At 43.2% G+C, this 21081-nt stretch carries 11 protein-coding genes, 8 tRNA genes and 1 pseudogene; 18 read left to right on the top strand and 2 right to left on the bottom strand.

Going from position 1 to position 21081, the window contains the following annotated elements:
• Positions 1-254: 254 nt before the first annotated feature.
• The 14 genes from EQG49_RS06045 (at position 255) to rpoC (ending at position 14737) form a co-directional block, all read left to right on the top strand.
• Positions 255-896, top strand: coding sequence for a deoxynucleoside kinase (locus EQG49_RS06045; protein ID WP_133363127.1), 642 nt, complete (start codon positions 255-257; stop codon positions 894-896).
• Between the two features lie 15 nt (positions 897-911).
• Entirely contained in the window at positions 912-2189 is a 1278-nt protein-coding gene (gene serS, locus EQG49_RS06040) for a serine--tRNA ligase (protein ID WP_133363126.1), read from the top strand.
• A 602-nt stretch (positions 2190-2791) separates the two neighbouring features.
• Positions 2792-2873 (top strand) — tRNA-Leu (locus tag EQG49_RS06035).
• 16 nt (positions 2874-2889) lie between these two features.
• A tRNA-Thr gene (locus EQG49_RS06030) sits at positions 2890-2962 on the top strand.
• A 38-nt stretch (positions 2963-3000) separates the two neighbouring features.
• Positions 3001-3072, top strand: a tRNA-Gly gene (locus EQG49_RS06025).
• A 31-nt stretch (positions 3073-3103) separates the two neighbouring features.
• A tRNA-Arg gene (locus tag EQG49_RS06020) sits at positions 3104-3177 on the top strand.
• A 25-nt stretch (positions 3178-3202) separates the two neighbouring features.
• Positions 3203-3276 (top strand) — tRNA-Pro (locus EQG49_RS06015).
• Positions 3277-3340: 64 nt separating this feature from the next.
• A tRNA-Thr gene (locus tag EQG49_RS06010) sits at positions 3341-3413 on the top strand.
• Between the two features lie 44 nt (positions 3414-3457).
• Positions 3458-3529 (top strand) — tRNA-Gly (locus EQG49_RS06005).
• A 79-nt stretch (positions 3530-3608) separates the two neighbouring features.
• Positions 3609-3682, top strand: a tRNA-Arg gene (locus EQG49_RS06000).
• Positions 3683-4114: 432 nt separating this feature from the next.
• Positions 4115-4582 carry a CtsR family transcriptional regulator gene (locus EQG49_RS05995; RefSeq protein ID WP_133363125.1) on the top strand — a complete coding sequence of 156 codons (468 nt, stop codon included), beginning with the start codon at positions 4115-4117 and terminating at the stop codon, positions 4580-4582.
• Between the two features lie 28 nt (positions 4583-4610).
• A complete protein-coding gene (locus EQG49_RS05990) occupies positions 4611-7097 on the top strand; it encodes an ATP-dependent Clp protease ATP-binding subunit (protein WP_133363124.1) in 2487 nt (828 codons plus the stop codon).
• A gap of 386 nt (positions 7098-7483) precedes the next feature.
• On the top strand, positions 7484-11062 hold the full coding sequence (gene rpoB / locus EQG49_RS05985; RefSeq protein ID WP_133363123.1) for a DNA-directed RNA polymerase subunit beta: 3579 nt from the start codon (positions 7484-7486) through the stop codon (positions 11060-11062).
• Positions 11063-11080: 18 nt separating this feature from the next.
• On the top strand, positions 11081-14737 hold the full coding sequence (gene rpoC / locus EQG49_RS05980) for a DNA-directed RNA polymerase subunit beta' (protein WP_133363122.1): 3657 nt from the start codon (positions 11081-11083) through the stop codon (positions 14735-14737).
• Between the two features lie 813 nt (positions 14738-15550).
• Here rpoC and EQG49_RS13950 read toward each other — a convergent pair.
• Together EQG49_RS13950 and EQG49_RS14175 are read right to left on the bottom strand one after the other, a co-directional pair.
• Positions 15551-15961 carry a hypothetical protein gene (locus tag EQG49_RS13950; RefSeq protein ID WP_243115758.1) on the bottom strand — a complete coding sequence of 137 codons (411 nt, stop codon included), beginning with the start codon at positions 15959-15961 and terminating at the stop codon, positions 15551-15553.
• Positions 15962-16195, bottom strand: a pseudogene (locus tag EQG49_RS14175) (prepilin peptidase); the annotation flags it as partial.
• 377 nt (positions 16196-16572) lie between these two features.
• On the opposite strand from EQG49_RS14175, the gene rpsL reads away from it, so the two are divergent.
• The 4 genes from rpsL to EQG49_RS05955 all read left to right on the top strand — a co-directional run bounded on the left by rpsL (position 16573) and on the right by EQG49_RS05955 (position 21072).
• Positions 16573-16986, top strand: a complete 414-nt coding sequence (gene rpsL / locus EQG49_RS05970) for a 30S ribosomal protein S12 (protein WP_133363120.1) — start codon at positions 16573-16575, stop codon at positions 16984-16986.
• 17 nt (positions 16987-17003) lie between these two features.
• Positions 17004-17474: a 30S ribosomal protein S7 gene (gene rpsG / locus EQG49_RS05965; protein WP_133363119.1), complete on the top strand. Its 471-nt coding sequence runs from the start codon at positions 17004-17006 to the stop codon at positions 17472-17474.
• Between the two features lie 95 nt (positions 17475-17569).
• On the top strand, positions 17570-19687 hold the full coding sequence (fusA, locus tag EQG49_RS05960) for an elongation factor G (RefSeq protein WP_133363118.1): 2118 nt from the start codon (positions 17570-17572) through the stop codon (positions 19685-19687).
• A gap of 299 nt (positions 19688-19986) precedes the next feature.
• Complete coding sequence (locus EQG49_RS05955; protein ID WP_133363117.1) at positions 19987-21072, top strand: ABC transporter ATP-binding protein; 1086 nt, start codon at positions 19987-19989, stop codon at positions 21070-21072.
• Positions 21073-21081 lie beyond the last annotated feature (9 nt).

The raw sequence follows: 21081 nt of genomic DNA, 5'->3' as shown, positions 1-21081 counted from the left end.
CTACGATTGTTGTAGCTCTCTTTTTGTATGGCAGTGACATTGCGGGTGGGTCTGTCGCGAATAAAAAGCAACATTTATGAATTACCGTGTTTTTCTAGGCGATTGGTTCACAAAAGTGCTTAAAAATCTGCTAATATAGACAATATGAATTTTGGGAATCCGCGGAACTGTTTGAGTGTGTAAGTTTGCTGAATACATAGCACATTTGGGCAGCCGAGGGAATGTAGTCTTATATGGAATACGAGGAGTAAGTGATGATTGTTTTATCAGGGACGATTGGTGCCGGCAAGTCAACTTTAACTAAGTTATTGGCCGACCATTTAGGTACGAAAGCTTTTTATGAAACGGTAGATGACAATGAAATTTTGAAAATGTTCTATGCCGATCCAAAGAAATACGGTTTCTTATTGCAAGTGTACTTCATGAATAAACGTTTGGACTATATTCACGAAGCTCAAAACAATGAATTGAACGTCTTAGATCGCTCGATTTTTGAAGATGCATTGTTATTTAAGTTGAACGCGGATTTGGGTCGGGCAACCGATACTGAAGTTGATATCCACCAATCATTATTGGAAAACATGATGGAACAATTGAACGGCGCTGCAACCAAAGATCCTGGCTTGTTGATTCATATTAATGTGTCATTTGAAACGATGCTAAAACGCATTGCGATGCGCGGACGTGACTTTGAACAAATCGAAACTGATCCAAGCTTGTATGAATACTATAAAGAACTTACCAGCCGTTATAACGAGTGGTATGCTAACTATGACCGGTCACCAAAGATGATGATTGATGGTGATAAGTATGATTTTGTGGCTGATGAAAACGTCGCCCAAAAAGTATTAGCTGAAATTGATGAAAAAATTGCCGAATTAGGCTTAAATAAGTAAGCGAGGTAAACTTGTATGTTGGATATGAAATTAATCCGGACAGAAACGGAACACGTTAAAGAACGGTTAGCAACACGGGGCGTTGCACCTGCTAAGATTGATGAATTAGTAGCTAATGATGCTAAGCGTCGCGAAATGATTCAAGAAACTGAAAAATTGAAGGCTTTGCGGAACACGGTATCTGAAAAGATTGCTCAAGCTAAGCGCAACAAGGAAGATGCTGCCGATGCCATTGCTGAAATGCAACAAGTCGGTGCTCGCATTAAAGAAATCGATGCTGAATTGATTGAAATTGAAGCAGCTATCAAAGACGAAGCTTCACGTTTGCCTAACATGCCAAATGAAGGTATTCCAGTTGGACCAGATGAAGAAGCCAATGTTGAAATTCGCAAAGACGGTGTCATTCCAACCTTTGACTTTGAACCAAAAGCTCACTGGACAATTGGTGAAGACTTAGGAATCTTGGACTTTGAACGTGGTGCCAAGGTTGCTGGCGCTCGTTTCTTGTACTATGTCGGTCAAGGTGCCCGCTTGGAACGTGCCGTTTACAACTTCATGTTGGACGAACACCAAAAAGAAGGCTACAAGGAAATGTTGACACCATACATGGTTAACTACGATTCAATGTATGGAACTGGTCAATATCCTAAGTTTGAAGAAGATGCTTACAAAGTGGGAACTGACGAGGGGATGACCATGATTCCAACCGCCGAAGTACCATTGACGAACTACTACCGCGACGAAGTGATTCCTGATGAAAAGTTGCCAGTATACTTCACGGCAGTTTCACCATCATTCCGTCAAGAAGCCGGTTCAGCTGGTCGTGATACGCGTGGTTTGATTCGTTTACATCAATTTAACAAGGTTGAAATGGTTAAGTACGTTAAGCCAGAAACTTCATACGATGAATTGGAAAAGATGACGCTTAACGCTGAAAACATCCTCCAAAAGCTCGGCTTGCCATACCACGTAATTAATTTATCAACTGGGGACATGGGTTTCTCAGCTGCTAAGACATATGATTTGGAAGTTTGGATGCCTTCACAAGATGTTTACCGTGAAATTTCTTCAGTATCAAATACAGAAGACTTCCAAGCGCGGCGTGCGCACATCCAATTCCGTAACGATGAAGGTAAACTTGAATTCGTACACACTTTGAATGGATCAGGTTTGGCCGTTGGTCGGACTGTGGCTGCAATTTTGGAAAACTTCCAACAAGCAGACGGTACGGTCATTATTCCAGAAGCACTCCGTCCATACTTCGGTGCTGACAAAATTGTGCCTGAAGTTTAATTAAGACAAATACTATAGAGAGGTCTCTACATGTTGTTATGTAGGGGCTTTTTTATGTGTGGATGAATGCCGCTGCGTGCCACAGAACCAGACCTACGTGCCGTGTAGGAAGCGCATTGCCAAGCCAAAGTTCGGTCTTGGCAAACTCAGACAAGCTGGGACTCTAAGGGCTAAAGCCCAAAGAGTCCTCATCTTTCCTTGGCTCCAAATGATGGTGCCCATCACTTGGACCAACACGGCACTCCGGTCTGGTTCTTTAGGCACTCCGCTAGTTAAGCATAATATCCGACTATGGGGACACTAACACGATTATAGCCTTATCTAGGGCTCATTTATGTTTAGCTAACGCAACTAGTGTGATAGCAAATGGGAAGTAATATACCGTTGTTATGCGTAGCAATTGCTATAATGAAGGCTAGATGTTTTAGCTGTTGCGTTAATTTGGAAATTAATTTATCGAGTGAAACGTTGTTAAATAGGCATTTTCACAATTTCTTTTAAAAAATACGAATTTTTTTTGACTTTTCTATTGACGAGCGTTGCTCTGCGAGGTATTATTTAATAGTTGTTTCAACGAGACAATACGTGTTTCTAACAAACACGCGGATGTGGCGGAACTGGCAGACGCGCTGGATTTAGGTTCCAGTGCCTTAGGGCGTGCAGGTTCGATTCCTGTCATCCGCATCCGTTTAATTGAAACGCCGACTTAGCTCAGTTGGCAGAGCACATCACTAGTAATGATGGGGTCGGAGGTTCGAATCCTCTAGTCGGCATGCCAATCAACTTGGCGCGGATCAATTAGATCAAGAATGCGAAAGTAGTTCAGTGGTAGAACATCACCTTGCCATGGTGGGGGTCGCGGGTTCGAATCCCGTCTTTCGCTTTTATTCCCTGATCAGGATTAAAATTTAAATGCACCTATAGCGCAATTGGATAGAGTGTCTGACTACGAATCAGAAGGTTGCAGGTTCGACTCCTGCTAGGTGCATTGTTATCAGAAATGGTAATTGTTTCGGGAAGTAGCTCAGCTTGGTAGAGCACCTGGTTTGGGACCAGGGGGTCGCAGGTTCGAATCCTGTCTTCCCGATATGAAGATTAGTTGACGCTGTGGCTGCCACCGTTGATTAATCTTAGTCCTCAATTTTTAGGACGCCGACTTAGCTCAGTTGGCAGAGCACATCACTAGTAATGATGGGGTCGGAGGTTCGAATCCTCTAGTCGGCATTTGCCAGTTTATGGTAATTGGTATATAATCAAATATATCTTATGCGAAAGTAGTTCAGTGGTAGAACATCACCTTGCCATGGTGGGGGTCGCGGGTTCGAATCCCGTCTTTCGCTTTTTTTATACGGTACGCAAATTCGCATGACAATCGCTGATTGGCGTAATTTGTTTCTCTAATTCCGGGTAATTTAAAATGCACCTATAGCGCAATTGGATAGAGTGTCTGACTACGAATCAGAAGGTTGCAGGTTCGACTCCTGCTAGGTGCATCTAATCAACATGAAAACCGTGTCTTCATTAATTTTGAAGATACGGTTTTCTTTTGTGCTTTTTAGGCGTACAATGGTTACTTATTGTAAGCATCTTGGCACAATGCGGGGGATAATGTGCTCTTAATAAAAGTTATGTGTGGTTACATGGTAGTTACTTACAATGAATTTCGGTACAAAGAGGTCTTATCTTGCAATTAGGTTAGAATTTCTTCATAATATAAGTCAGGATTAGTCAAATTGATAAGTTATCATGGAATAACCCGATATACTGTGTTTTTTTAACGCAGCTATCGGCATTTGACTAATAAAATGCCCCTCAACAACCACAAATAATTACAAACATTAATAAATTGCGTTGAAACAACCAAAGTAAAAATGTGGAGAAAGTTTGTGGTGTTAGGAATTTGTGAAGGAGATGGTATTGTAAAAATGGATGTACAAAATATCTCTGATGTGATTGAACAGTATTTGAAGAATATTTTAAGTGAACACGAGCATGTCGAAATTCGCCGGGCTGAAATTGCCGAGCAGTTCCATGTGGTACCATCCCAAATTAACTATGTTATTAAAACGCGGTTTACGATTCAAAATGGTTATTTAGTTGAAAGTAAGCGTGGTGGTGGTGGTTACATTCGGATTGCGAAGGTTAATCTATTGGCTTCCGATGAGGTGCTACGTGTGTTGATCACAGCGATTGGCACCAGTATTAATCAACATGATGCGTTTGCGGTGGTTCAAAGTCTGTTTGACGATGGTATGTTGACGACGCGTGAAGCAAACTTGATTTTATCGGCAATTGATAAGGACACGTTAGCTTTGCATGATGCGCAAGTTGAAAATACGATTCGAGCACGGATTTTAGTTGGGATTTTAAATCGATTACGGTTTGAAAGTTAATTAGTAAAGAAAAAGCGAGGCGTTGTGAATGGATAATCAATATACACCAAGTGCGCGAAATGTCTTAGTATTGGCTCAGGAACAAGCGAAAGTGTTTAAACACCAAGCAGTTGGGACTGAACATTTACTATTGGCATTAGCGATTGAAAAAGAAGGTATTGCAAACAAAGTATTACAACAATTTAATGTCACTGATGATGATGTGCGTGAAGAAATTGAACGCTTCACGGGTTATGGCACGATGACAAACACCGATAAGGATGCGTATTTACCATACTCACCAAAGGCCGCAGAAGTATTGCGAGCTGCTAGTGAAGAAGCAACTTTGATGAATGCAACTAAAATTGGGACTGAACATCTTTTATTGGCCCTTTTGAGCAATGAAAGTATTTTGTCATCACGGATTTTAGTAGCATTGAATGTAAATATCCAAGAAACACGGCGTATTATCTTGCGGAAACTTGGTGTAACCGAAACACCACGCAAGAGTAAAGATAAGAAAAAGGACGCACCAAAGGGAACCCCAACCCTTGACGGATTAGCACGTGACTTAACCCAAGTTGCCCGTGAACGGCGCATGGATCCAGTGGTTGGCCGAGCTAAGGAAGTTAAGCGTGTAATCCAAATTTTGAGCCGTCGTTCAAAGAACAACCCAGTCTTGGTTGGTGAACCAGGGGTTGGTAAGACGGCGATTGCAGAAGGTTTGGCACAAAAGATTGTCGCTAATGAAGTTCCAGCTGATTTAGCTGGCAAGCGTTTGATGATGCTTGATATGGGTTCATTGGTTGCTGGTACAAAGTATCGTGGTGAGTTTGAAGATCGCTTGAAGAAGATTATCGACGAAATTTACAACGATGGTAACGTCATCTTATTTATTGATGAATTACACACTTTGATTGGTGCTGGTGGTGCTGAAGGAGCGATTGACGCCTCAAATATTTTGAAGCCAGCCTTGGCACGTGGTGAACTCCAAACAATTGGTGCAACAACGCTGGATGAATACCAAAAGTATATCGAAGCTGATTCAGCTTTGGAACGACGTTTTGCAACCGTCCAAGTTGATGAACCAACTGAAGAAGAAGCTATCAAGATTTTGACGGGATTGAAGTCACGTTATGAACAACACCACCACGTCGGAATTCAAGTAGCGGCCGTCGAAGAAGCGGTTAAATTATCAGCACGGTATATCACAGACCGTTTCTTACCTGATAAGGCGATTGATTTGATGGATGAAGCGGGTGCCAAAGTACGCATCGACCAATCAGGAACACAAACTAAAATTTCAAAGCAAGAAGCCAAGTTAACGGCTTTACGTGAAGAAAAAGAACAAGCAATTGAAACGTTGAACTTTGAATTAGCGGCTGATATCCGTAAAAAGGAAATGACGCTTAAAAAGAAGATTGATAAAATGATTGCGGCAGAAGCAGCGGATGCTGAAGAAGGCGCAGAACGTTACGATCTTGAAGTGACGCCAGAAGACATTGCTGAAGTTGTTTCAGAATGGACTGGAGTCCCATTGACCCAACTTGAAAAGAACGAACAAGAACGTTTGATTAATTTGGAAAATGTTCTGCACAAGCGAGTTGTAGGTCAAGAAGAAGCAATTTCAGCGGTCGCACGAGCTATTCGTCGGGCGCGTTCTGGTTTGAAGGATCCACAACGGCCAATCGGGACATTTATGTTTCTTGGACCTACTGGGGTTGGTAAGACTGAGTTAGCTAAGGCGTTGGCTGAAGCAATGTTTGGTTCTGAAGACAACATGATTCGGATTGATATGTCCGAATACATGGAAAAATACTCAGCAAGTCGTTTGGTCGGGGCAGCACCTGGTTATGTTGGTTATGAAGAAGGTGGCCAATTAACCGAAAAAGTTCGTCAAAAGCCTTATTCAGTAATTCTTTTGGATGAAGCTGAAAAAGCCCACCCTGATATCTTTAACTTGCTCTTGCAAGTCTTTGATGATGGTTTCTTGACTGATGCAAAGGGACGCAAGGTTGATTTCCGTAACACGGTTATCATCATGACTTCAAACCTTGGTGCAACCCGTTTACGTGATGAAAAGACAATGGGTTTTGGTGCTACTAACAAGAGTGATAACTACGATGCAATGGCAAGTACAATTCGTGAAACGCTGAAGGAACAATTCCGTCCAGAATTCATTAACCGGATTGACGAAACTGTTGTCTTCCACAGTTTGACGAAGCCAGAATTGCATGAAATTGTGAAATTAATGGCAACTGGCGTCTTGAATCGTATTCGCCAACAAGGAATTGCAGTTAAGATTACACCGGCTGCGATTGATGTTGTTGCGAGTGCGGGCTTTGATCCTGAATATGGGGCACGGCCAATTCGCCGGGCACTTCAATCAGAAATCGAAGATCGTTTGAGTGAAGAGCTCTTGTCAGGAAAGATTACGACGAGCGATGTAGTCACAATCGGAGCCAAGCAAGGCAAAATTACAATTACTACCAAGCAACCAGAGGCTGAACCTGAAAAGGAAACAGTCGAAGGTTAATAATAAGTATGAAAGCCAAATCCAAGTGCGGGTTTGGCTTTCATGACTTAATGGCTATCTGATGCACATTGGAAACTAGTGAATCTTTGTGATTCGTTTCCTAAATAAACTTTTTTCAACTGATTGTCAAGTGATTATGCACAAATGCTTGCAATTAATTAAAGGTTGCGGTAGTATAGACCATGTATAAAAACTACGAATAAAAACGGTAAGCGCGATCTATTGTCCGTGCTGCCTGTATATTGGGACAACTGTGGTATTTCGGAAAAAATCCACAAGTTGTCTTTTTTATGCCTTGAAACAGGCAATTTGGCTAATTGTAATCAAATTGTAATATTTCAAAAGGCATAAACGTAGGGCAAAAATTTGAGATGAGGTGACCAATTTTGGCAGGGCATTTAATTCAAAACGGTAAGCGCCGTACCCGTCGTAGCTACGCACGTATCAAGGAAATCCTTGATTTGCCTAACTTGATCGAAATTCAAACGGATTCATATCAATGGTTCTTGGATGAAGGTCTTCGCGAAATGTTTAACGACATTCTCCCAATTGAAGACTTCCAAGGTAAATTATCATTGGAATTCGTTGACTATAAACTGATGGAACCAAAGTACACAGTTGATGAAGCACGTGAACACGATGCTAACTACTCAGCTCCTTTGCACGTTACTTTGCGTTTGATCAACAACGAAACTAGCGAAATTAAATCACAAGACGTATTCTTCGGTGATTTCCCATTAATGACTGACCAAGGTACTTTCATTATTAACGGGGCAGAACGGGTTATTGTTTCACAACTTGTTCGTTCACCTGGAGTTTACTTCAACCAAGAACTTGATAAGAATGGCCGTCCTAGCTATGGAACTACTGCGATTCCTAATCGTGGTGCTTGGTTGGAATTTGAAACCGATGCTAAAGAAGTCGCTTATGTTCGTATCGACCGGACTCGTAAGATTCCTTTGACTGAACTTATCCGTGCTTTAGGCTTCGCTTCAGATACTGACATTCTTGACATTTTTGGCTCATCATATGATTCATTGATGCTCACAATTGAAAAGGATGTGCACAAGGACGCTTCAGATTCACGTACTGAAGAATCCCTGAAGGACATCTACGAACGACTACGACCAGGTGAACCAAAGACCGCTGATTCTTCACGTTCACTTTTGACGGCTCGTTTCTTCGATCCTAAGCGTTACGACTTAGCACCAGTTGGTCGTTACAAGATGAACAAAAAGTTGAACTTGAAGACTCGTCTTCTTGGCATGACTTTGGCAGAAACTTTGGCTGATCCAGATACTGGTGAAGTTATTGCTGCTAAGGGAACTAAGATTGATAAGACAGTAATGGCTGACTTGGCACCATTCCTTGATAAGGAAGATTTCAAGGCAACTACTTACTACCCAACTGAAGATGCCGTTGTAACTGAACCAATGACGATTCAAACAATTAAGGTTGAATCACCAAATGATCCTGAAAAGGAACTTTTGATTATTGGTAACGGTCACATTGGCCCTGAAACACGGACAATTCGTCCCGCCGACATCATTGCATCAATGAACTACTTCTTCAACTTGCGTGAAGGTTTAGGCTCAACTGATGATATTGATCACTTGGGTAACCGTCGGATTCGTTCAGTTGGTGAATTGTTACAAAACCAATTCCGGATTGGTTTGTCACGGATGGAACGTGTCGTTCGCGAACGTATGTCTATTCAAGACGCTGATACGGTAACTCCTCAACAATTAATTAACATCCGTCCAGTTGTGGCTTCAATCAAAGAATTCTTTGGTTCATCACAGCTTTCACAATTCATGGATCAAACTAACCCCCTCGGTGAACTTTCACACAAGCGTCGTCTTTCAGCGCTTGGACCTGGTGGTTTGACTCGTGACCGTGCCGGATATGAAGTTCGTGACGTGCACTATACCCACTATGGTCGTATGTGCCCAATCGAAACTCCTGAAGGTCCTAATATCGGTTTGATTAACTCATTGTCATCATATGCCAAGGTTAACCGTTACGGATTTATCGAAACACCATACCGTCGTGTTTCATGGGACGATCACCACGTTACTGAAAAGATTGATTACTTGACTGCCGACGAAGAAGATAACTTTGTTATTGCCCAAGCCAACACACCATTGAACGATGACGGTACTTTTGTTACCGAAACTGTTATGGCCCGTGCTGCTGATGACAATATCGAAACTTCTATTGAAAACGTTGACTACATGGACGTTTCTCCTAAGCAAGTTGTTGCGGTTGCCACTGCTAACATTCCTTTCTTGGAAAACGATGACTCAAACCGTGCTTTGATGGGTGCCAACATGCAACGTCAAGCGGTTCCTTTGGTTGATCCTCACGCACCACTTGTTGGTACTGGGATTGAATACAAGGCCGCGCACGATTCTGGGGTTGCCATGATCGCTAAGAACGCCGGTGAAGTTGAATATGTTGATGGTCGCGAAATTCGCATCCGTCGCGAAGATGGTTCATTAGATACTTACAAGTTGATGAAGTTCCGTCGTTCAAACTCAGGTAAGAACTACAACCAACGTCCAATTGTTAAAGTCGGTGAAAAGATTGATGCTGACGAAGTGATTGCTGATGGTCCATCAATGGAACAAGGTGAACTCGCCTTGGGTCAAAACCCATTGATTGCCTTTATGACTTGGAAGGGTTACAACTTTGAAGATGCCATCATCTTGAACGAACGTTTGATTCGTGAAGATGTCTACACTTCAATCCACATCGAAGAATTGGAATCAGAAGCCCGTGATACAAAGCTCGGACCTGAAGAAATGACTCGTGAAATCCCTAACGTTGGTGAAGAACAACTTAAAGACCTCGACGCAATGGGGGTTATCCGCATTGGTGCCGAAGTTGATGATGGTGATATCTTAGTTGGTAAGGTAACTCCTAAGGGTGTTACTGAATTATCAGCTGAAGAACGTTTGTTGCACGCTATCTTTGGTGAAAAGGCTCGCGAAGTTCGTGATACTTCACTTAAGGTTCCCCACGGTGGTGGAGGTATCGTCCAAGACGTTAAAATCTTCACTCGTGAAAACGGTGACGAACTTTCACCTGGTGTTAACATGATGGTTCGTGTTTACATCGCGCAAAAGCGTAAGATTCAAGTTGGTGATAAGATGGCCGGTCGTCACGGTAACAAGGGTACCGTTTCAATCGTTGTTCCATCAGAAGACATGCCTTACATGCCAGATGGTACACCAATCGATATCATGCTTTCACCAATGGGTGTGCCTTCACGGATGAACATTGGTCAAGTACTTGAACTTCACTTGGGTATGGCAGCACGCACGCTTGGCGTTCACATGGCATCACCAGTATTTGATGGTGCTTCAGATAAAGATATCTGGGATGCTGTGCGTGAAGCTGGCTTGCCAGCAGATGGTAAGACGGTCCTTTATGACGGTCGTACCGGTGAAGCCTTCGATAACCGAATTGCCGTTGGTTCAATGCACTACATGAAATTGGCCCACATGGTTGACGATAAGATCCACGCTCGTTCAATCGGACCTTACTCATTAGTTACGCAACAACCACTTGGTGGTAAAGCACAATTTGGTGGCCAACGTTTCGGTGAAATGGAAGTTTGGGCCCTCGAAGCTTACGGGGCTGCTTACACATTGCAAGAAATCTTGACTTACAAGTCAGATGACGTTGTTGGTCGTGTGAAGACTTATGAAGCCATCGTTAAGGGTGAACCAATCCCACAACCTGGTGTTCCTGAATCATTCCGTGTGCTTGTTAAAGAATTGCAATCACTTGGTTTGGACATGAAGGTCCTCGACCACGATAAACAAGAAATTGAACTCCGCGATATGGATGAAGATGACGACGATGTTGTTAATGTTGATGCATTGGCAAAATACGCCGCTGAACACCCAACTGAACAAGCGGAAGCACCACAACAAGCGGAAACTGCTGAACAAGAATAATGAAAGGTGGTCAATCCTTTGATTGATGTTAATAAGTTTGAAAGCATGCAAATCGGTCTGGCATCGCCAGATAAGATTCGTAGCTGGTCTTACGGGGAAGTTAAAAAGCCCGAAACCATTAACTACCGGACTTTGAAGCCTGAAAAAGACGGACTCTTCGACGAACGGATTTTTGGACCTACTAAAGACTGGGAATGCGCCTGTGGTAAGTACAAGCGTATTCGTTACAAGGGTATCGTTTGTGATCGCTGTGGTGTTGAAGTTACACGTGCCAAGGTTCGTCGCGAACGTATGGGTCACATCGAACTTGCAGCCCCAGTAACTCACATCTGGTACTTCAAGGGTATTCCTTCACGGATGGGTCTTGTGCTTGACATGAGCCCCCGTTCATTGGAAGAAATTATCTACTTTGCTTCATACGTTGTTACTGAAGCTGGTGATACTCCACTTGAAAAGAAACAATTGCTTTCAGAACGCGAATATCGCGAATTGAAGCTTGAATATGGTAACGAATTCCAAGCAGCCATGGGTGCCGAAGCCGTTAAGACTTTGTTGGATGACGTTGACCTTGCTAAAGAAGCTGAATCACTTAAGCATGATTTGAAGGAAGCCTCAGGACAAAAGCGTACCCGTGCGGTTCGTCGTTTGGACATTATTGAAGCCTTCTTCCAATCAGGTAACAAGCCATCATGGATGGTTATGGATGTGATTCCAGTTATTCCACCTGACTTGCGTCCAATGGTTCAACTTGAAGGTGGCCGTTTCGCTACTTCTGACTTGAATGACTTGTACCGTCGGGTTATCAACCGTAACAACCGTTTGAAGCGTTTGCTTGATTTGAATGCCCCTGGTATCATCGTGCAAAACGAAAAGCGGATGTTGCAAGAAGCTGTTGATGCATTGATTGATAACGGTCGTCGTGGTCGTCCAGTTGCTGGTCCTGGTAACCGTCCATTGAAGTCACTTTCACACATGTTGAAGGGTAAGCAAGGACGTTTCCGTCAAAACTTGCTTGGTAAGCGTGTTGACTACTCTGGTCGTTCAGTTATCGACGTTGGACCATTCTTGAAGATGAACCAAATGGGTCTTCCACGTCAAATGGCGTTGGAACTCTTCAAGCCTTTCATCATGAAGGAATTGGTTTCACGTGAACTTGCATCAAACATCAAGAATGCTAAGCGTAAGATTGACCGTCGTGACGATGATGTCATGGACGTACTTGAAGACGTAATCAAGGAACACCCAGTTCTTTTGAACCGGGCACCTACTTTGCACCGTCTTGGTATTCAAGCCTTCGAACCTGTGTTAGTTTCTGGTAAAGCAATGCGTTTACACCCATTGGTTACTGAAGCATATAACGCCGATTTCGATGGTGACCAAATGGCCATTCACGTGCCATTGTCTGATGAAGCGCAAGCTGAAGCTCGTTTGTTAATGTTAGCTGCTGGACACATCTTGGCACCTAAGGATGGTAAGCCAATCGTGGCCCCATCTCAAGATATGGTTATCGGTAACTACTACTTAACAACTGAAGAAGCTGGCCGTGAAGGTGAAGGAATGATCTTTAAGGATCTGAACGAAGCCCAAATTGCCTACCAAAACAAGTATGTGCACTGGCACACACGGATTGGTGTCCAAACTTCATCATTCCCAGCTGCAAAGCCGTTTACACCTGAACAACGCGATAAAATCTTGGTAACTACAGTTGGTAAGTTGATTTTCAACAACATCTTGCCCGGTGATTTCCACTACTTGAATGAACCTACTGAAGCTGCCTTGACACTTGGTGTTGATGATAAGTACTTCATCGAACCTGGTACTGATTTGAAGGAATTCTTGAAGGATCAACCTGTTGTTCCACCATTCAAGAAGGGCTTCTTGTCAGATGTTATTGCCGAAGTTTACAAGCAATACAAAGTTACTGAAACTTCACTCTTATTGGACCGTATGAAAGACCTTGGTTATGAAGAATCAACGATTTCTGGTTTGACTGTGGGTGCGGCCGACGTTACTGAATTGCCTGAAAAAGCTGATATCGTTGAAGATGCCCACAAACAAGTTGCTGTTGTTACTAAGCAATTCCGTCGTGGTTTGATCACCGATGATGAACGTTATGAACGTGTTATTAGTATTTGGAACGGAGCTAAGGATCAAATCCAACAAAAGCTTATTGAAAGTTTTGAAACTACTAACCCAATCTTCATGATGTCTGACTCAGGTGCTCGTGGTAACATCTCTAACTTTACACAACTTGCTGGTATGCGTGGTTTGATGGCTTCTCCAAGTGGTCGAATCATGGAATTGCCAATCATCGCGAACTTCCGTGAAGGTTTGTCAGTGTTGGAAATGTTTATTTCTACCCACGGGGCTCGTAAAGGTATGACTGATACGGCCTTGAAGACTGCCGATTCTGGTTACTTGACTCGTCGTTTGGTTGACGTGGCCCAAGATGTTATTATTCGTGAAGTTGATTGTGGAACTGACCGCGGACTTGACGTATATGCATTTATGGAAGGTAATGAAGTCATCGAATCATTGTACGACCGTATCCTTGGCCGTTACGCAATGAAGACTATCAAGAACCCAGAAACTGGCGAAGTTATCATCCGTTCTAACCAAATGATCGACGAAGACAAGGCTAAGGCCATTGTTGAAGCTGGTATCGAAAAGGTTACTATCCGTTCAGCATTCACTTGTAACACTAAGCACGGTGTTTGTGAACACTGTTATGGACGTAACATGGCTACTGGTGACGAAGTTGAAGTTGGTGAAGCAGTTGGTACTGTTGCCGCTCAATCAATCGGTGAACCTGGTACTCAATTGACTATGCGTAACTTCCACACTGGTGGTGTGTCTGGTGGTAACGATATTACCCAAGGGCTTCCTCGTGTTCAAGAAATCTTTGAATCACGTAACCCTAAGGGGCGTGCCGAAATCACTGAAGTTACTGGTACAGTTGAATCAATCGAAGAAAACCCAGCAGAACGTACTAAGGAAATCACTATTCAAGGTGAAACTGATACGCGTACTTACACATTGCCATTGGCAGCTCGTGTACGTGTTGCGGAAGGTGATCACATTCACCGTGGTGACGCTTTGAATGATGGTTCAATTGATCCAAAGCAATTGATCCAAGTTCGTGATGTTCTTTCTACTGAAATCTACATCTTGCGTGAAATCCAAAAGGTTTACCGGATGCAAGGGGTTGAAGTTGCTGATAAGCACGTGGAAGTTATGGCGCGTCAAATGCTCCGTAAGGTTCGCGTGATGGATCCAGGTGATACTGACATGTTGCCAGGTAACTTGATCGATATTAACGACTTCCGTGATGCTGTTGCACAAACAGTTATCACTGGAGGTATTCCAGCAACTGCACGTCCAGTGCTTCTTGGGATTACTAAGGCTTCACTTGAAACTAATAGTTTCTTGTCTGCCGCATCATTCCAAGAAACTACGCGTGTGCTTACTGATGCCGCTATTCGTGGTAAGAATGATCCATTGGTTGGTCTTAAGGAAAATGTTATTATCGGTAAGATTATTCCTGCCGGTACTGGTATGCAACAATACCGTGACATTCAATCTAAGACTGTTGGTACTCCAGTTGCTACTGCTGAAGGTGTCTACTCAATTGCAGACATTGAAGAACAAATGAAGGCAGAACAAGAAACCAAGTAATATTGAAACATTTAAAAAGCTCGTTGCCATTTTATTGGCGACGGGCTTTTTTTGGTGCTGTTTTGTCTGACGTGGAATTTATAAAATGTGATGAGATGCATGATGCCACTGCGTGCCTGAAAATCACTTTGTGCACCGAGATGGAAGCACATGCCCAAGCTGCTTGCTTATGCCTGAGGTACGGCAACGCAAAACATTCCAGCAGTTTGTTTGCAACAAACAACTGAATCTAATCAAAACCCGATTAGATTAGCCTTCCAGGCTGAATGTCTGTCTTGGGCAATTCGGGATAGCTGGCAGTCTAATGGCTAAAGCCAAAAGACTGCTCACATTTGTAGCTACGCTGGACAAATAAGGCCCGGTCGGCTCTACCCTCAGCGACAAACCTGACACATGGTGTCACGTCCCATTTCGGTGTAAAGCCTGCCGGCCACAAAGTGATTTTCAGTCACTCCGCTAGATAAGCGTGGAATTATTGATTACCGCTAAACTTGCAGCGACAAGGATTACGGCATATTATTAGTCAGATTGCCTGCTCAAACTAACGAAGAGGCTGGAAACAGGCTGGACTTTAGCTCGCACCGTGGGCATAATCAGTAACGGGTTTGGTTACTGATTATGGATTTGTGAAGATGGTTACCGCGTTAGCGAACCAAGCTTCGCAAACATTTGAAGACCGCACTGTGGCTTCAAATGCTTGTCTTCCATCACGGTGTCCAGACTGGTTCCAGACACGTAGTGGGAATCAATCTGAGACACACATCCAAATTCCACGCTAGAAGAAATGGGTATATTTGCCACGCTGTCCTCAGATCAGTTGAAAATTACGGCGACAACCCAGTACCCAATGCTTAAGCATGGTACAAAGGCGAGTTGATGACGTTTACGGATTAAGATTGATACGATGCCAATTGTGGCACCAATAACGAGTGCCCAACTGAACCAGAAGAGTGGAAAAAATAGCCAGAGGATTAAGATGATTGGAATATCGCCACTACCAAGTAAATTTTGTTTAACAAGGATGAAGCCAATTGCTAAGAGAAGTAAGGCGCCAGCTAACTTGATGAAGTCTGGTTGTTGCAATAACTGAAGTGGTAATAAAATGGTTACGACAATCCACGCAAAAATCGGTGTAATAGTTTGCGTTAGAAAGTCCTGAAGACTCAGACCGAGTAAGAGAAAGGCGATTAGCAAGCCAAGGGGTTGATTGATATGAACCGCCAAGAGACCGCCTATAAGCTCGCAGACGAATAAGTAAGCAGGAATCCGCGTTAGACATTGCCGACACCGTCCGCGCTGGTAAATGAAGCTTAGAAGCGGGATTAACTCATACCATTGCAAAGGATGTTGGCACGTCGAACATTGTGACCTGCCGCTGAGGGATTGGTTGTAGATTAAGCGCTCTGACAGACAGGCGGTAAACGAAGCAAATATAATACCCAGAATAAAGTAAAACATGCGAAAACCTCCGTATAATAGGATTTAGGTGTCAAGTAAATGACGCGTGACGAAAAACTAGTTATCACTAATAAACTACGAGATTAAGCCGTGGAATTTTTAATTTGTGTGCGAAAAAGTTTGCAGAATTCAGTTAATTCAATAAATATTTAAAAAAAGTAGGAGAACAGTTGACGAAGCCTTGAAACGGTGCTATATTAACAGATGTGCTTTTTAAAGGACAGTTTCGTCTGGTATATATCAGATGTGCTGAGTGCCTTGAAAAGGGCCATCAGCAAAACATGCATCTCGGATGCACATTTTTTTATCATAAAAAATGACACTCCTGGATGTGTGGACTAAAAAAGATATCAAAAAATGGGAAGGAGCATTATTAGATGCCTACAATTAACCAATTGGTTCGTTCAGGACGTAAGAGCCGGACAACTAAATCTAGCTCACCTGCCTTGAACTTTGGCTACAACAGCCAAAAGAAGGCGCAAACTAACACACCAGCACCACAAAAACGTGGGGTTGCAACCCGTGTTGGTACTATGACTCCTAAGAAGCCTAACTCTGCCTTACGTAAGTATGCGCGTGTTCGTCTTTCTAACTTGTTTGAAGTTACTGCCTACATTCCTGGTGAAGGCCACAACTTGCAAGAACACTCTGTTGTATTGATCCGTGGTGGTCGTGTTAAGGATTTGCCTGGGGTTCGTTACCACATCATCCGTGGTGCACTTGATACTGCAGGTGTTGATAGCCGTCGTCAAAGCCGTTCTAAGTACGGTACTAAGAAGCCTAAGAAGTAATAGGGAGGGAATAAAATATGCCACGTAAAGGTTACACAAAACGGGCCGAAGTAATGCCCGACCCAATTTATAACTCAAAGCTTGTTTCACGCTTGATCAACCGTCTTATGTTAGATGGTAAGCGCGGAACTGCTTCAACTATTCTTTATTCAGCTTTCGACCAAATCAAAGCCGCAACTGGCAATGATCCACTGGAAGTTTTTGAAGAAGCAATGAACAACATCATGCCTGTCCTTGAAGTTAAGGCTCGTCGTGTTGGTGGTTCTAACTACCAAGTTCCTATCGAAGTACGTCCAGAACGTCGTACTACTTTGGGTCTCCGTTGGTTAGTTACTTACTCACGTTTGCGTGGGGAACACACCATGGACGAACGTCTTGCTAAGGAAATCATGGATGCAGCCAACAACACTGGTGCATCTGTTAAGAAGCGTGAAGATACGCACAAGATGGCTGAAGCCAACCGTGCCTTCGCTCACTACCGTTGGTAAGATGACTAAAATTGGCTACCGTATTTTCGATAGTCAATTTTGTCATATATATCGTCATTTATTTCTAAGAAATTTTTTAGAGGAGAAACTAAATCATGGCTAACAAGCGTGAATACCCACTAGACCACACTCGTAACATCGGTATCATGGCTCACATCGATGCTGGTAAGACTACTACTACTGAACGTGTGTTGTACTACACTGGTAAGATCCACAAGATTGGTGAAACCCACGATGGTGCATCACAAATGGACTTCATGGATCAAGAAAAGGAACGTGGTATCACTATCCAATCAGCCGCTACTACTGCTGTTTGGCACGGTTTCCACAACCAATTTGCTAAGAACCCTTACCGTGTTAACATCATTGACACTCCAGGTCACGTTGACTTCACTATTGAAGTTGAACGTTCACTCCGTGTGCTTGATGGCGCGGTAGCTGTTCTTGATGGTGCAGCCGGTGTTGAACCACAAACTGAAACTGTTTGGCGTCAAGCTACTACCTACAACGTTCCTCGTGTTGTTTTCGTTAACAAGATGGACAAGTTAGGTGCTGACTTCCAAATGTCAGTTGATTCATTGGGCGAACGTCTTGAAGCAAATGCCAAGGCTATTCAATGGCCAATTGGTGCCGAAGACGACTTTGAAGCCGTTATCGACTTGCTCGAAATGAAGGCTGAATACCCAGTTGATGAACTTGGTGAAAAGTGGGAAGCCCGCGACGTTCCTGAAGATATGAAGGAACTCGTTGAAGCAAAGCGTGCTGAATTGATCGAAGCAATTGCTGACGTTGATGAAGGCATTATGGAAAAGTACCTTGAAGGTGAAGAAATTTCTATCCCTGAATTGAAGGCTGCTATCCGTAAGGCTACTCTTAACTTGGAATTCTTCCCAGTTATCGCTGGTTCAGCATACAAGGATAAGGGTGTCCAAATGATGCTCGATGCCGTTGTTGACTACCTTCCATCACCACTTGATGTTAAGCCATACATCTCAACTGATCCTGATACTGATGAAGAAGTTGACTTGATTGCCGATGATGACAAGCCATTTGCTGCTTTGGCATTTAAGGTTATGACTGACCCATTCGTTGGTCGTCTTACTTTCTTGCGTGTCTACACTGGTACGCTTGAAGCTGGTTCATATGTCCTTAACACTACTAAGGGCAAGCGTGAACGTGTTGGTCGTTTGCTCCAAATGCACGCGACTGACCGTACTGAAATCCCAGAAGTATTCTCTGGTGATATCGCCGCTGCCATTGGTTTGAAGGACACTACTACTGGGGACTCATTGACTGCTGTTGATCGTCCATTGATCCTTGAATCAATGGAATTCCCAGAACCAGTTATCGAATTGGCCGTTGAACCTAAGACTAAGGCTGACCAAGATAAGATGTCTAACGCACTTCAAAAGTTGGCTGAAGAAGATCCTTCATTCCGTGCAACTACTAACCCAGAAACTGGTGATACTCTTATCGCCGGTATGGGTGAATTGCACTTGGATATCATCGTTGATCGTATGCGTCGTGAATTCAACGTTGAAGCTACTGTTGGTGCTCCTCAAGTTGCCTACCGTGAAGCCTTCACTAAGACTGTTCAAGCGCGTGGTTTCTTCAAGCGTCAATCAGGTGGTAAGGGTCAATATGGTGACGTTTGGATTGAATTCACTCCTAACGAAACTGGTGCCGGTTTTGAATTTGAAGATGCCGTTGTCGGTGGTGTTGTTCCTCGTGAATACATCGGTTCTGTTGAACAAGGTTTGCGCGAATCAATGAGTGCTGGTCCTTTGGCTGGCTACCCATTGGTTGACGTTAAGGCTAAGTTGTACGACGGTTCATACCACGATGTCGATTCATCTGAAGCAGCGTTCAAGATCGCCGCTTCACTTGCATTGCGCGAAGCAGCTAAGACTGCTGGTGCCGTTATCCTCGAACCAATCATGGCCGTTGATATCGTAGTTCCTGAAGACAACTTAGGTGATGTTATGGGACACGTTTCAGCTCGTCGTGGTTTGATCGAAGGTCAAGAAGCCCGTGGTAAGACTCTTATGCTTCACGCGCAAGTTCCATTGTCAGAAATGTTTGGTTACGCAACTACATTGCGTTCATCAACACAAGGCCGTGGTACTTTCCAAATGAAGCTTGATCACTACGCAGCTGTTCCTAAGAACATCCAAGAAGAAATCATCAAGAAGAACGGTAAGAACAACGACTAATTGTGACAAAGCGTATCTGAAAGCTTGCTTTTAAATACGTTGCGGAACAAAAGCGTTATCCGTATCGAATTCTGATTATTTCTTTAAATGATCGAACTTAATTAAAGGCACTCGCTATTCATTTAGCGGGTGCCTTTTTTGTGTTATTAGTTGAGTTTGGTGCACAAAATTGACCTACAAACGCCAGTTACTGACAGCGATTGTTTCATTTCCGTGATAACCGGCGTAAACAGTGGAAAAACCTGCTGATTTCCACTATTATGTAACTTAGACAAATTTGTGCAAAGGAATGGGACGGGATGGCGCAACCAATTATTGAATTTAAAAATGTTGTTAAAAGTTACAACGAAACCCCAGTTTTAAAAGGGGTCGATTTAGAAATCGAGGCCGGTAAGTTCTATACATTGCTGGGGCCTTCAGGGAGTGGGAAAACCACTATTTTGCGCTTAATTGCGGGATTTGAAAGTGCTAACTCGGGCGATATTGTATTTGAAGGCAAACGCATCAATGATGTACCAGCCAACAAACGCCGTGTAAACACAGTTTTCCAAAACTATGCCTTATTTCCAAACTTAAACGTGTTTGATAATGTTGCGTTTGGGATGAACTTGCGAGGTGTCGCGAAGAATAAAATTAAAGACAAAGTCACAGAAATGTTGGGCATGGTGCGACTTTCAGGTTATGAAAACCGTGAAATTTCCGAACTTTCGGGTGGGCAACAACAACGGGTCGCAATTGCTCGGGCACTTGCCAATGATCCGGAAGTATTATTGCTCGATGAACCATTATCAGCATTGGATTATAAGCTGCGCAAAGATATGCAATCAGAATTGCGTGAGTTGCAACAACGGTTGGGGATTACCTTTATCTTTGTGACTCACGATCAAGAAGAAGCCTTGGCGATGTCTGACTGGATTTTCGTTATGAATGAAGGTAAGATTTTGCAAAATGGCACTCCGGTGGATATTTACGATGAACCAATTAACCACTTCGTTGCTAACTTCATCGGTGAATCAAACATTGTAACAGGTGTCATGCGTGAAGATTACTTAGTTGCATTTGCGGGTAAAGAATTTGAAAATGTCGATGCCGGGATGCGACCAAATGAACGGGTTGAAGTTGTTTTGCGACCAGAAGACCTAGATTTAACAACTCCTGAAAACGGTAAGTTAGTGGTTACGATTGACCGTCAACTTTTCCGGGGTGACTATTATGAAATCTTTGCCCATGATGAAGATAACAACGAATGGCAAATTCAAGCGACAAATGAATCAGTCGTCGATTCACGCCAAGGGTTAACGTTTGATCCAGAAGATATTCATATCATGCGTTTCAATGAATCTGAAGAAGACTTTGATGCTCGTATCGAAAACTATGACGAATAAGGGGCAATT

Source organism: Periweissella cryptocerci (assembly GCF_004358325.1).
In the GTDB taxonomy this organism is placed as follows: Bacteria; Bacillota; Bacilli; order Lactobacillales; family Lactobacillaceae; genus Periweissella; species Periweissella cryptocerci.
Note: the sequence above shows the minus strand (reverse complement) of the source record. Positions and strands in the feature narration are given on the sequence as shown.